This is a genomic window from Streptomyces sp. Y309, from assembly GCF_056712025.1.
This window is the reverse complement of record NZ_CM160048.1, coordinates 8,119,054-8,132,306: the sequence shown is the minus strand read 5'-3', so window position 1 is coordinate 8,132,306 and position 13,253 is coordinate 8,119,054. Positions and strand designations below refer to the sequence as shown.

The window sequence follows — 13,253 nt, the reverse complement described above, 5'->3', positions numbered from 1 at the left end:
CCATGGCCCACGGCACGACAGACGCGCGCGGCACCGCGGCCTCCGGGGCCGAGGCGGCCGCGCCGCCGCGCACCGAGCCCGGCGCCGGGACCCGTACACGCACCCGCTCCCGCACCGGGAAGTCCCGCCGCGGGACGGACGCCGCCCCGCGCATCCCGCTGCGGCACCGGCTGCGCCGCGACCGCGTCCTGCTCCTGATGGTGCTGCCCGCACTGCTGCTTCTGCTGGTCTTCAACTACGTACCGCTGATCGGCAATGTCGTCGCCTTCCAGGACTACGACCCCTACCTCGCCGACAACGCCTTCCAGGCGATCTCGCAGAGCCCCTGGGTCGGCTTCGAGCACTTCCGGCACATGGCCGAGGACCGGCTGTTCTGGCAGGCGCTGCGGAACACCCTCGCGATCTTCCTGATCCAGCTCACGCTGTTCTTCCCGGTGCCGATCCTGCTCGCGCTGTTCCTGCACAGCTTCGTGCGCCCCCGGGTGCGTGCGGTGGCCCAGGCCATCCTGTATCTGCCTCACTTCTTCTCCTGGGTGCTCGTCATCACGGTCTTCCAGCAGATGTTCGGCGGGGCGGGCCTGGTCGCGCAGGTGCTTCGGGACCACGGTCACAACGGCTTCGACCTGATGACCGACCCGGGCTTCTTCAAGTTCCTGATCACCTTCGAGCTGATCTGGAAGGACGCGGGCTGGGGCGTCATCGTCTTCCTCGCCGCGCTGTCAGCGATCAGCCCGGACCTGTACGAGGCGGCGGCCATGGACGGCGCGGGCCGCTGGCGCCGCATGTGGCACATCCAGCTGCCCGCGCTGCGCCCGGTGCTCGCCCTGCTGCTCGTCCTCCAGGTCGGCAACGCGCTCACGGTCGGCTTCGAGCAGATCCTGCTCCAGCGAACGGCCGTGGGGCCGTCGGCATCGGAGGTCCTGGACACCTATGTGTGGAACGTCGGCCTGGACAACGGCAACTTCAGCTACGCGGCCGCCGTCGGCATCGTCAAGGGAATCTTCGGCCTGGTGCTGGTGCTCGCGGCCAACAAGGTCGCCCATCTGATGGGCGAGCAGGGGGTGTACAAGCGATGAGCCTGCTCACCTTCGGCCTCAAGCCCGGCAGCCGCACCGGCCTGCGCCCGGCGTGGGACGAGGAGCCGACCCGCGCCGGGCTCGCCGTCAAGGGCGTCACCCTCGTCCTGGTCTGTCTCGCGGTGCTCTTCCCGCTCTGGGTGGTGGTCGTCACCAGCCTGTCCTCGGTGGCGACGATCACCGACACGGGCGGGCTCGTGGTGCTGCCCCGGGACATCACGTTCATCCACTACCGCGAGCTGCTGGGCGGCGGCCAGGTCACGCGGGCGGCGCTCGTCAGCACCGGCGTCACCTTCTTCGGGACGCTGTTCAGCATGGCGGTGTCGATCCTGTGCGCGTACGGCCTCTCGCGGACCGGCTCCGTCCTGCACCGGCCGATCCTGCTGGTCCTGATCGCCACGATGTTCTTCGGCGCGGGCCTGATCCCCACGTACCTGGTGGTGCAGGGCCTCGGCCTCACCGACACCTATCTGTCGCTGATCCTGCCGAGCGCCGTGAACGTCTTCAACATCCTCGTCCTGCGGGCGTTCTTCATGAGCACGGCGCGGGAGCTGGTCGAGAGCGCGCGGATCGACGGCGCGGGTGACTTCCGCATCCTGTGGCAGATCGTGATGCCGCTGTCCCGCGCGGTCATCGCGGTGATCACGCTCTTCTACGCGGTGGGCTACTGGAGCGCCTGGTTCAACGCCTCGATCTACCTCACCGACCCGGACATGCTGCCGCTGCAGAACGTCATGCAGCAGCTCGTGATCAAACAGCAGAAGCCGACGGGCCTGTCCCAGGCCATCAACACCGGCCATCTGTCGCCGCTCGCCATCCAGATGGCGGTGATGGTCCTCGCGCTGCTGCCGGTCGCCGTCCTCGCCCCGTTCGTACAGCGGCACTTCAGGCAAGGCATGCTCACCGGCGCCGTCAAAGGATGACCCGACCCAGTCAAGGGATGACCCCGTCCATGCCCACACTCGACGACAGCACCCGCGGCCGCGTCCTCTTCGGCGGCGACTACAACCCCGAGCAGTGGCCCGAGGAGGTCTGGCCCGAGGACGTGCGGCTGATGAAGGAGGCCTCGGTCACCTCCGTCACGCTCGGCGTGTTCTCCTGGGCCCGGCTCGAACCACGGCCGGGAGCCCGGGAGTTCGGCTGGCTGGACCGGCTGATGGGCCTGATGCACGAGCACGGCATCGGCGTCGTCCTCGCCACCCCGACCGCCGCTCCCCCGCCCTGGCTCGGCAAGCTGCACCCCGAGACGCTGCCGCGCGACGAGGACGGGCGGACCGAGTGGTGGGGCTCGCGCCAGCACTTCGCGCACTCCAGCGCCGCCTACCGTCGCTACGCCGCCGCCATCACCGAGGACCTGGCCGCCCGCTACGGCCGCCACCCCGCGCTCACGATGTGGCACATCAACAACGAGTACTGCACCCACGACTGGGGCGACGAGTCGGCGGCCGCGTTCCGCCGCTGGCTCCAGGGCAGGTACGGCACCCTGGACGCCCTCAACTCCGTCTGGGGCACGGCCTTCTGGGGGCAGGGCTACGACGCCTGGGACGAGATCCTGCCGCCGCGCCGCGCCCACTACCTGAAGAACCCCGCGCAGGTCCTGGACTTCAAGCGGTTCACGTCCGACGCCCTCAAGGAGTGCTACCTCGCCGAACGCGCCATCGTCGCGGCGCACAGCCCGCACGTGCCGGTCACCACGAACTTCATGCCGCTGTTCAGCGGGGTCGACGCGTGGGCGTGGGCCGCCCACGAGGACGTCGTGTCCACCGACCTCTACCCCGACCCCAAGGACCCCCTGGGCGGTCAGTACGGCGCGCTCGTGCAGGACCTCACGCGCTCCCAGGCGCGCGGCCCCTGGTTCCTGATGGAGCAGGCCGCGGGACCGGTCAACTGGCGCGGCGTCAACCACCCCAAGCCGCGCGGCCTGAACCGCCTGTGGTCCCTGCAGGCCGTGGCGCGCGGCGCGGACGCCGTCTGCTATTTCCAGTGGCGCCAGTCCCGGCAGGGCGCGGAGTCGTTCCACTCCGGGATGCTCTCCCACGCGGGCGAGCACGGCCGCACCTTCCAGGAGGTCAAGGAGATCGGCGCCGAACTCGCCGCGCTCGGCGGCAGGGTGAGCGGCACTCGGGTGCCCGCCGACGTGGCCGTCCTGCACGACTGGCACTCCTGGTGGGCCAGCGAGCGGGACGGCCGCCTCTCCGCGCTCGTCGACTACCCGGCGATCCTGCGCGCCTGGCACCGCGCCCTGTGGGAGGCCCACACGACCACCGACTTCGCCCACCCCGAACACGACCTGTCCGGCTACCGCCTCGTGGTCGTCCCGCAGCTGTATCTCCTCACCGACGCGGCGATCGACAACCTGCTCGCGTACGTACGCGGGGGCGGCACCCTCGTCGCCGGGTTCCTCACGGGCGTGGCCGACGAGGACGGCCGGGTGCGGCCCGGCGCCATGGACGCCCGGCTGCGGGAGCTCCTCGGCATCCGCACCGTCCACGAGTGGTGGCCGCTGGACGCCGACGAGACCGTGGACTGCGGGGCGTTCACCGGCACGCTCTGGTCGGAGGAGCTGGAGGCCGCGGACGGGGCCGAGGCGTTCGCGACGTACCGGCGCGGTGAGCTCGACGGGCTGCCCGCCGTGGTGCGGCACGGCCGGGCCTGGTACCTCTCGACGCTGCCGCAGCCGGGCGCCCTGCGCGAGCTGCTCGCGCGCGTCGCCGCCGAGGCGGGCGTCCGGCCCGTGCTCGACGGTCTGCCGCCGGGCGTGGAGGCGGTGCGCCGCGGCGAGCTCCTCTTCGTCCTCAACCATGGCCGCGACGCGGTGACGGTGCCCGTCCCGGGGCACCACCACGACCTGCTCACCGGCGAGCCGGCCGAGGACACGCTCACGCTCGGCCGCTACGGGGTGGCCGTCCTGGAACCGGCGTCGCACGAGCCGAAGGCCGAGCCCGACGAGCCGGATGCGCCCGCCGAGCCGCCGGCCGTCCCCCGGAAGGACCCCGCGTGATCCACGGAACGTGGGAGCCGGAGCCCGCCGCGCGCTGGGAGGACGCCTTCCTCAGCGGCAACGGCAGGCACGGCGCCATGGTGTTCGGCGACCCGCTCGACGAACGCGTCGTCGTCAACCACCACACCCTCGTCCGCCCGAACGGCGCCGAGCACGCGCGGCCGCCCGCCCTGGCCGACCGGCTCCCGGGCGTCCAGGACCGGCTGCTCGCGGGCGACACCGCGGCCGCCGAGCGGTTCACCGACGGCCGGCCGCTGCAGTGGGTCCAGCCCTTCCACCCGGCCTTCCAAGTGCGGGTGCGCCGCACGGCCGCCGAGTGGCGCGGCTACCGGCGCGCCGTCGACTTCGCCACCGGAGTCGTCACCGCCGCGTGCGCGGGGTGGCGCAGCCGCGTCTTCGTCTCGCGCGCGGACGACGTGATCGTCCAGTACGTCACGGACGCGTCCCTCACCGCCGAGCTCGCCCTCGACCCCCGCCTTCCCGGCGCGCCCCACACCCTCGCCGTGGGCAGCGGTACCGTCGTCACACCCGAGGGCGCGCTGCTCAGCCTGCGGGCCCGCTACCCGGACAGCGACCGCTCGTTCACCGGCGTCACGCTCGCGTGCGTGGCCGGGGGCGAGGGGGCCGCGGTCTCCGCGCGGGGCGCCCGCGTCGAGGGAGCCCGCGGGGTGCTGCTCCTGACCCGGGTGCGACGCCACCGCGGGGAGCTCGACGTCGCCGCGGAGGCGGCGGCGCTGCGCGCCCTGGTCGCGGACACGGCCGTCCCCGCGGCGTACAAGAAGCTGCTGACCCGGCACATCGAGCCGCACCGCACCGCCTACGAGCGGGTGAGCCTCGACCTGGGCGCGCCGTCCGCCGAGCGCTCCCTGTGCGGCAGTGAGCTGCTGCGCAGGCCGGGCAGCCGCGCCCTCCTCGAGCGGCTGTTCGCGGCCGGGCGCTACCACCTGCTTTCGGCGAGCGGAATGCTGCCGCCGCGCCTGACCGGGCTGTGGACCGGCGACTGGAAGACCGCCTGGTCCGGTGCCTTCACCACCAACGCCAACCTGGGCCTGCAGACCGCGTCCGCGACCGCGGGAGCGCTGCCCGAGGTGATCGAGGCCCAAGCCCGGCTCGTTCAGGGCCAGTTGGCGGACTGGCGGGACAACGCGCGGGCCGTGTTCGGTGCCCGGGGCGTCGTCGCGCCCTGCCACACCGACGGCGAGAGCGGTCACTCGTACAGCTTCGAGCGCGACTATCCGCACCACCTGTGGACGGCGGGCGCCGACTGGCTGCTGCAGCCGCTCGTCGACCACGACCAGATGCGCGGCGAGCGCGACCCGCGCCTGGCCGCCGCGCTCGGCGAAGTCGCGGACTTCTACGAGGACTTCCTGACCCGCACCGGACCCGACGGCCGCATCGCCGTCGTGCCCTCCTTCTCACCCGAGAACCGCCCGGCGAACGGCAGTTGGGGCGCCGTCAACGCCACGATGGACATCGCCGCCGCCCGGCACGCCCTGCTCACCGCGGCCGCCTATCACCCGGACCGCGCCGAGCGCCTGCGCGCCCTCGCCGACCGCCTGCCCCTCTATCGCGTCAACGAGGACGACGCGCTCGCCGAGTGGTCCTGGCCCGGCCTCGCCGACACCTACGACCACCGCCACCTCAGCCACCTCTACGCGGTGTGGCCGCTCACCGAGATCAACCCCTACGACACGCCCGACCTGGCCAAGGCCGCCGCGCGCGCCCTCGCGCTGCGCGGCGCCGAGAACGAATCGGCGCACGGCCATCTGCACCGCGCGCTGATCGCCGCCCGCCTGGGCGACGCCGGGCACACCGGCGCCGCGCTCGACCGCGTCCTGACCGGCGACTACTTCCACGCCTCGCTGATGAGCTCGCACTACCCGCGCCGTGACGTCTACAACGCCGACGCGGCACACGCCCTGCCGGCCGTGATCGTCGAGGCGCTCATCCAGTCGGGCCCCGACCGCCTGGTGCTGCTTCCCGCACGCCCCGAATCCTGCCCGCGCGGCACCCTGCGCGGCGTCCGCACCCGCTTCGGGGCAGATGTCGACCTCAGCTGGTCCCCCACGACCTGCACCGCCGTCATCCGCCCCGGCCGCACCTGCGCCATCGAACTCCTGACTCCCACCGGCGCCCGACAGCTCTCCCTCAGCGCCGGTGAGACCCGCGAGCTCACCCTGAGCCCGCGGTGATCCCCCCACATCCCCCCACCTCACAGAGGAGAGAAACCCGCATGGCAAGCAAGCACCGCACCCCACGCACCCTGGTCCTCCGCCGACTGGCCGCCCCGGCCGCCGCGGCGGGCGCCGCTCTCGCCCTGACCGTGGGCGTCACCTCGGCCGCGGCCGCTCCCGGCGCCGTCTGGAGCTCCTGCGAGCAGTGGGGCAACACCAACCTCGACGGCTACACGCTGTACAACAACATCTGGGGCTCGGGGGCCGGCAGCCAGTGCATCTCCGCCGACTCCGGCACCAAGTGGAGCGTGCGCGCCGACCACCCGAACACCAGCGGCATCAAGTCCTACCCCAACGCCAAGAAGGTGATCGGCAAGCCCGTCGACTCACTGTCGTCCCTCAAGAGCTCGTACAACGTCACGGTCCCGTCGGCGGGCGACTACAACTCCTCGTACGACATCTGGGACACCGACCACGACTACGAGATCATGCTGTGGGTCAACCAGCACGGGAACGTCGGCCCGCTCGGCACTCCGCAGGGCAACGTCTCCCTCGGCGGCCACAGTTGGAACGTCTTCAAGGGCAGCAACGGCTCCAACGAGGTCTTCTCGTTCCTGCGGACGTCAGGCTCGTCGGCCGGTTCCGTCGACATCCTGCCCATCCTCAAGTGGATCAAGAACACCAAGGGCTGGATGGGCAACGAGACCATCGGCGACGTGCAGTTCGGCTACGAGATCAGCGGCTCGCAGGGCGGGCTCGACTTCAGGACCAACTCGCTGACGGTGTCCGGCGGCTGAGCCGGCGACGCCAGGCCGTGCGGGTGAGAGCCTGTCTTTGAACCCCCGTCGTCTGCCCGGAGGGCAGGCGCAGCGGCGGTCGGTGCGTGCGATCGGCGTGCGGCGTCCCAGGTCATGTGGCGGAGCCACCTGTCCTGGGACGCCGTGCGGCGAGCGTGCGTGCCGGGCGTCGGGGCGCAGGCGGGGGTTCAAAGACAGGCTCTCAGTGCGGGGCGGGTCCCGAGCTGGCCCGCACGGTCAGCTCCGGCGGGAGCAGCACGACCTCGTCCGCGCCGCGCCCCTCCAGCTTGGCGACGATCTGCGCCACGGCCCTGCGGCCCATCTCCTCGGCGGGCAGGGACACGGAGGTGAGCCGCACGGACGCCTGGAGCGCCACCTGGTCCGAGCAGACCGCGACCACCGAGACGTCCTCGGGCACCGCCTTGCCCCGCAGGCGGAGCAGGCCGAGGAGCGGCTCCACGGCGGACTCGTTCTGCACGACGAAACCCGTGGTGCCGGGCCGTTCGTCGAAGATCCGCGCGAGGGTGACCGCGGTCGGTCCGTAGCCCACCTCGCACGGGCGGTGCAGCAGCCGCACGTCCAGCTCGCGGGCCTTGGCGCGCAGCCCCTCCAGGGTGCGCTCGGCGAAGCCGGTGTGGCGTTCGTAGACGGCGGGCGCCTCGCCGATGACGGCGATCTCGCGGTGGCCCAGCGCGGCCAGGTGCTCGACGCACAGCGCGCCGGTGGCCACGAAGTCGAGGTCCACGCAGGTGAGCCCGGCGGTGTCGGCGGGAAGGCCGATGAGCACGGCGGGCTGGGGGGCCTCGCGAAGCAGCGGGAGGCGGTCGTCGTCCAGCTCGACGTCCATCAGGATCATGGCGTCGGCGAGCCCGCTGCCGGTGACGCGGCGCACGGCCGCGGGGCCCTCCTCGCGGGTCAGGAGCAGGACGTCGTAGCCGTGGCCGCGGGCCGTGGTGGCGACGGCGACGGCTATCTCCATCATCACGGGGACGTACATGTCGGTGCGCAGCGGCATCATCAGGGCGATGACGTTGGACTTGCTGCTGGCCAGGGCGCGGGCGCCCGCGTTCGGGTGGTAGCCGAGCTCCTGGATGCTGCGTTCGACGCGCTCGCGGGTGCCGGCGGATATGGAGCGCTTGCCGCTGAGGACGTAGCTCACCGTGCTGGCCGAGACTCCGGCGTGCCTGGCGACCTCGGCGAGGGTGACCATTCAGTTCTCCCGGACTCGGCGCTGCATCCTGAAAGGACCTTATGGCGGGCGTCTCGGACCTGTCCAGGCATGGTGTCGAAGCGCTTCGAAAGACCCGGCCCGGCGCCCCGCGGTCCAGGAGGGCCGAGATCCTCCTGGACCGCGGGGCGCGCTGGGGGGGGGTGGCGCGTTCGGCGCGCGGCCCTACAGCTTCGGGTGCGCGTTCTTCAGGAGTTCCTGGAACTGGGCGGAGAACCAGTGGCCGGACAGCGGGGCGTTCGGCAGCGCGCCGGACAGGTTGTGGCCGTTGCGCGGATTGCCCGTGTACGTCGGGTCGCACATGCGGTCGAAGCCCTTGCCCTCGTCGTTCGGGATCTCCTTGCTGGCGCCGTCGGACTCGCCCGGCGGCTTGATCCACACGTAGGCGTCGATGCCGGGCTCGGGTGCGGCCTTGGGGCGTTCGCCGAGGCCCGCGCCGGACTGGTTGCACCAGTTGCCGATGTGGATGCGGCGGTCGAAGCGGCCGCCGTTCACGTAGGCGTTCACGTCGGTCGTGGGGCCGGGGCCCGTCGGCCGCGCGGAGCCGCCCCAGCCGTTGCGGGAGGTGTCGATGAGCATGCCGATGTCGGACTTGAAGCCGGTGGACACGAGCTGGTTGCGGAAGGCCTGCGCGAAGGACAGCTCGTCGGTGTAGCGGTTCCAGTCGACCCACTTCGACTCGCGCACGGAGCGGCCGCCGACCGTGTCACCGATCTTGACGTGGTCCTCCTTCAGGGCGCTGTAGTTGGCGGTGTTGGCGATGAAGCCGTGCACCTTGTCGACGGTGCTGCCCTCGGCGGTCGCGGCCTGGTGCATCACCTGCGCGGAGGCCGCGAAGTTGTCGTCCCAGCCGATCCAGCCGTGGTGGCCCGCGTCCACGTAGTTGTAGACGTTGGGCACGGCGCCCAGCTTGTTCAGGGCGTAGCCGACGCCCTTGACGTAGTTGCCGTTGGCCTTCATCACGTCGCACTCGGGGGTCGCGGTGGGGCGGCCGCCGGTGTTGGTGACGAGGTTGGGCAGCGAGTCGATCTCGATGGTGGTGACGATGCGCAGGTTCGCGTACTTGGACTCGGCGAGGATCTTCGCGATCGGGTCGATGTAGCTCGTCTTGTACTTGTCGATCTCGGTCGGGCCGAGTTCGCCGTTGGAGGCGAGGGCGGCGCAGTCGCGGCCCGGCAGGTTGTAGATCACCAATTGGACGACGTTCGCGTTCTGCTGGAGGGCCGCGTCGAGGTGGGCGCGCAGGCCCATCTTGCCGCCGCTGCCCCCGATGGCGGCGATGCGGTCGAGCCAGACGCCGGTGGGCTGGTTGGAGATGGCGCTGCCGCCCGGTTCGGCGGCGGCGTTCTTGGACCACTCGGGGTTCACATAGACCTTGGCGCCCGCGTAGGGGTTGTCGACGCGGGCGGCGGCGGCCTTGGTGCCGCTGTCGCCGGCGAAGGCGACGGCGGTGCCGCCGCTGACGGCGAGGACGGTGGACAGGGCGAGCAGGAGGGTGCGTGATCTGTGGTGGGTGCGGCTCATGCGTGAAGGGCCTCTCAGGTGTGGAGGGAGCGCAGATGGTCGCGCAGGCCGATGCCGAACGCGGTGGGTGTGCCGTCGTAGTCGCTGATCAGGGCCGGTCCCGAGGAGCAGTTCCAGGTGTTCCAGGTCCAGCCGAGGTAGGAGAGCGCGCGTTCGTCGAACCACGTCATGACGCGGTCGATGAAGGCGTGCGCGCAGGTGTTCTCGCCGATCTCGCCCGCGACGAGCGGGACCTTCGCGGCGACCGGGGCGAGGGTGCGGTTCCAGCAGTCCTCGTTCGAGCAGGTGTTGAAGTTGTAGACGTGCCAGGCCGCGGCGAGATTGCCCGCCGGGTCCTTGGGCGCGTGTTCCAGCCAGCGGCTCAGGTCGTTGGAGTACGCGATGCCGGGCACCAGGACGAGGTTCTTCGCGCCGGTGGCGCGCACGGTGTCCACCAGGTCCTGCATCCCGGCGACTTCGTAGCCGATGCCGGGGCAGCTGCCGCCGTCGCGCCAGCAGGCCCAGGCCTGGTCGTTGGTGGGGGTGGCGCGGTCCGGGTAGGGCTCGTTGAAGAGGTCGAAGACGACGGTGGGATCACTCTTGTAGGTCTGGGCGACCGACGTCCAGAACGCGGGCGTGTACTGGGCGTTGGGCATCGGCTTCTGGCAGCTCGCGTGGACGTCCGCGCAGCCCGCGGAGTTGCCGGTGTACTGGCCGTGCGACCAGTGCAGTTCGAGGACGGGCGTCATGCCGTGGCTCTTGACGCGCTGCACCAACGCGGCCACGGCGGAGCGGTAGTTGGCGCCCGCGTACTCGGGCTTGATGTTGGCGGTGGCGAGCCAGCACTCCTCGTTCAGCGGGATGCGGACGGTGTTGGCCTTCCAGTCCGCGATGGCCTTGACGGAGGCGTCGTCGACGGGTCCGTCGAAGATGCCCCAGCCCTGGACGCAGGCGAACTCGCCGCCGGAGCGGTTCACTCCGAGCAGCCGGTGGGGGGTGCCGTCCGCCGTCACGAGCTTGTTGCCCTGCACGGCCAGGGCGGGTGGCGCGGCGGCCCGCGCATCGGGCGCCGGGGGCGGTGCCGCGCCCGCCGTCGACAGGGTGCCGGGTGCCGTGAGGCCGGCGGCGGACAGCAGCACACCGGCCAGTACGGCCAGTGCGCGCGAAAGCCGCCGAGGCGGCCGCGGGGGCGGTCCGGGTCGTGGGGGATGCCGTGGGGGATGCCGCATGAGCGACTCCTTCGAGGTCGGCTCAAGACCGGGCTTGTGGAGTGCAGTCGCCACCGGGAACGGAAAGGGTTGCCGCGTTAACGGGAGATTTCTTCGTCGAATTGATTCGACAACTCACTTCACGCGCGAACCCTTGACAAGCCCTGGTCGCACAACGACTTTGGGAGCGCTCCCACGAAACTGGAAGAAGGTCACCCGTATGCGCGCTTTACCCGATCCCGCCGAATCCAGATCGCAGTTGAGCCGCCGTCACCTCCTCGCGCTCGGCGCCGCGGCACTCGCGGCACCCGCCGTGAACTCGCTGATATCCCCAGGTCAAAGCGCCCACGCGGCCGCCGGGTCGGCCGCGGCGACGCCGTACGAGCAACGCTTCCTCGATCTCTACGGAAAGATCACAAGCCCGGGGAACGGCTATTTCTCGCCGGAGGGCATTCCGTACCACTCCGTCGAAACCCTGATCGTGGAAGCACCTGATCACGGCCACGAAACGACATCGGAGGCCTACAGCTATCTGATCTGGCTGCAGGCCATGTACGGCAAGGTGACGGGCGACTGGTCCCGGTTCAACCAGGCGTGGGAAACCATGGAGAAATACATGATCCCCACGCACGACCAGCAGCCGACGAACAGTTTCTACAACGCGTCGAAGCCCGCGACCTACGCCCCCGAATGGGACCAGCCGTCGCAGTACCCCTCCCGGCTCGACCCCGGCATCGGGGTCGGCAACGACCCGCTCGCGGCCGAGCTGAAGAGCGCGTACGGCACCGACGACATCTACGGCATGCACTGGTTGCAGGACGTCGACAACACCTACGGCTTCGGCGGCTCCGGGAAGACCCCGACGTACATCAACACCTTCCAGCGCGGCGCCCAGGAGTCGGTCTGGGAGACGGTCACCCAGCCGTGCCGCGACGACTTCACCCACGGCGGCAGGAACGGCTACCTCGACCTGTTCACCGGCGACAACTCCTACGCCAAGCAGTGGAAGTACACCAACGCCCCGGACGCCGACGCGCGCGCCGTCCAGGCGGCCTACTGGGCGCACAAGTGGGCCACCGCGCAGGGCAAGGAGTCGCAGGTCGCCGCGACCGTCGCCAAGGCGGCGAAGATGGGCGACTACCTGCGCTACGCCATGTTCGACAAGTACTTCAAGAAGGTCGGGGACTGCGTGGGCGCGTCCGGCTGCGCGCCGGGCAGCGGCAAGAACAGCTCGCACTACCTGCTGTCCTGGTACTACGCGTGGGGCGGCGCCCTCGACACGTCGGCGGGCTGGGCCTGGCGCATCGGCTGCAGCCACAGCCACGGCGGCTACCAGAACCCGCTCGCCGCCCACGCCCTCAGCTCGTACGCGGCTCTCACCCCCAAGTCGGCCACGGGCAAGGCGGACTGGGCGCTGAGCCTGAAGCGGCAGATCGAGTTCTACCGCTGGCTGCAGTCCGCCGAGGGCGCGATCGCGGGCGGCGCGACCAACAGCTGGCAGGGGCGGTACGCGACGCCGCCGTCCGGCACGCCCACGTTCTACGGCATGTACTACGACGAGAAGCCCGTCTACCACGACCCGCCGTCGAACCAGTGGTTCGGCTTCCAGGCCTGGTCGATGGAGCGGGTCGCCGAGTACTACCACCAGACGGGCAACGCGGACGCCAAGGCCGTCCTCGACAAGTGGGTGAACTGGGCGCTGGCGAACACCACCGTCGCCGCCGACGGAACGTACGCCTTCCCCTCCACACTGAGCTGGTCCGGCAAGCCCGACACGTGGAACCCGTCGAACCCGGGCGGCAACTCAGGGCTGCACGTCTCCGTCGTGGACCGCACCAACGACGTGGGCGTCGCGGGCGCCTACGCGCGGACCCTCGTCTACTACGCCGCGAAGTCCGGCCACGCCCGGGCGAAGACCACCGCCAAGGCCCTGCTCGACGGCATGTGGACCCACCACCAGGACGCCCGCGGCATCGCCGTGCCGGAGCGGCGCGCCGACTACAACCGGTTCGACGACGGCGTGTACGTGCCCGGCGGCTGGACCGGCAAGATGCCGAACGGCGACGCGATCAGCTCGTCGTCGACGTTCGCCTCCATCCGCTCCTTCTACAAGAAGGACCCCGACTGGCCGAAGGTCGAGGCCTATCTGGCGGGCGGCGCCGCGCCGACCCTCACCTACCACCGGTTCTGGGCCCAGGTGGACATCGCCCTCGCCCTGGGCGCGTACGCGGAACTCCTCGAAGGCACCCGCTGACGCGCCCCGCAC

General features: G+C 71.1%; 8 protein-coding genes and 1 pseudogene. 6 read left to right on the top strand and 3 right to left on the bottom strand.

What is annotated here, in order from left to right; all coding sequences use genetic code 11:
- Positions 1 to 2: 2 nt before the first annotated feature.
- From AC0KTA_RS34010 to AC0KTA_RS33990, 5 genes are read left to right on the top strand one after another with little or no spacing between them, the layout of a single operon-like run.
- Positions 3 to 1,076, top strand: a complete 1,074-nt coding sequence (locus AC0KTA_RS34010; protein WP_481052028.1) for an ABC transporter permease — start codon at positions 3 to 5, stop codon at positions 1,074 to 1,076.
- The gene (locus AC0KTA_RS34005) at positions 1,073 to 1,999 is read left to right on the top strand and encodes a carbohydrate ABC transporter permease (RefSeq protein ID WP_481052027.1); all 927 of its coding nucleotides are present in this window, start codon (positions 1,073 to 1,075) and stop codon (positions 1,997 to 1,999) included. The genes AC0KTA_RS34010 and AC0KTA_RS34005 overlap by 4 nt, the downstream gene beginning before the upstream one ends.
- Before the next feature lie 29 nt (positions 2,000 to 2,028).
- Positions 2,029 to 4,077 carry a beta-galactosidase gene (locus AC0KTA_RS34000; RefSeq protein ID WP_481052026.1) on the top strand — a complete coding sequence of 683 codons (2,049 nt, stop codon included), beginning with the start codon at positions 2,029 to 2,031 and terminating at the stop codon, positions 4,075 to 4,077.
- Positions 4,077 to 6,269: a glycosyl hydrolase family 95 catalytic domain-containing protein gene (locus AC0KTA_RS33995; protein ID WP_481056660.1), complete on the top strand. Its 2,193-nt coding sequence runs from the start codon at positions 4,077 to 4,079 to the stop codon at positions 6,267 to 6,269. Before AC0KTA_RS34000 ends, AC0KTA_RS33995 begins: the two co-directional genes overlap by 1 nt.
- 41 nt (positions 6,270 to 6,310) lie before the next feature.
- Positions 6,311 to 7,048, top strand: coding sequence for a glycoside hydrolase family 12 protein (locus AC0KTA_RS33990; protein ID WP_481052025.1), 738 nt, complete (start codon positions 6,311 to 6,313; stop codon positions 7,046 to 7,048).
- 202 nt (positions 7,049 to 7,250) lie between these two features.
- Here the strand turns inward: AC0KTA_RS33990 and AC0KTA_RS33985 are convergent, their stop codons facing one another.
- From AC0KTA_RS33985 to AC0KTA_RS33975, 3 genes are all read right to left on the bottom strand, one after another.
- Positions 7,251 to 8,258, bottom strand: coding sequence for a LacI family DNA-binding transcriptional regulator (locus AC0KTA_RS33985; protein WP_481052024.1), 1,008 nt, complete (start codon positions 8,256 to 8,258; stop codon positions 7,251 to 7,253).
- Positions 8,259 to 8,441: 183 nt separating this feature from the next.
- Positions 8,442 to 9,800 (bottom strand): glycoside hydrolase family 6 protein, encoded by a 1,359-nt coding sequence (locus AC0KTA_RS33980; protein WP_481052023.1) that lies wholly within the window; start codon positions 9,798 to 9,800, stop codon positions 8,442 to 8,444.
- A gap of 14 nt (positions 9,801 to 9,814) precedes the next feature.
- Positions 9,815 to 11,008: a glycoside hydrolase family 5 protein gene (locus tag AC0KTA_RS33975; RefSeq protein WP_481052022.1), complete on the bottom strand. Its 1,194-nt coding sequence runs from the start codon at positions 11,006 to 11,008 to the stop codon at positions 9,815 to 9,817.
- Between the two features lie 343 nt (positions 11,009 to 11,351).
- On the opposite strand from AC0KTA_RS33975, the pseudogene AC0KTA_RS33970 reads away from it, so the two are divergent.
- Positions 11,352 to 13,241, top strand: a pseudogene (locus AC0KTA_RS33970) (glycoside hydrolase family 48 protein); the annotation flags it as partial.
- Positions 13,242 to 13,253 lie beyond the last annotated feature (12 nt).

Coding starts and splice junctions, on each gene's coding strand:
- AC0KTA_RS34010 (WP_481052028.1), top strand. CDS start 3: ATGGCCCACGGCACGACAGACGCGCGCGGCACCGCGGCCTCCGGGGCC.
- AC0KTA_RS34005 (WP_481052027.1), top strand. CDS start 1,073: ATGAGCCTGCTCACCTTCGGCCTCAAGCCCGGCAGCCGCACCGGCCTG.
- AC0KTA_RS34000 (WP_481052026.1), top strand. CDS start 2,029: ATGCCCACACTCGACGACAGCACCCGCGGCCGCGTCCTCTTCGGCGGC.
- AC0KTA_RS33990 (WP_481052025.1), top strand. CDS start 6,311: ATGGCAAGCAAGCACCGCACCCCACGCACCCTGGTCCTCCGCCGACTG.
- AC0KTA_RS33985 (WP_481052024.1), bottom strand. CDS start 8,258: ATGGTCACCCTCGCCGAGGTCGCCAGGCACGCCGGAGTCTCGGCCAGC.
- AC0KTA_RS33980 (WP_481052023.1), bottom strand. CDS start 9,800: ATGAGCCGCACCCACCACAGATCACGCACCCTCCTGCTCGCCCTGTCC.
- AC0KTA_RS33975 (WP_481052022.1), bottom strand. CDS start 11,008: ATGCGGCATCCCCCACGGCATCCCCCACGACCCGGACCGCCCCCGCGG.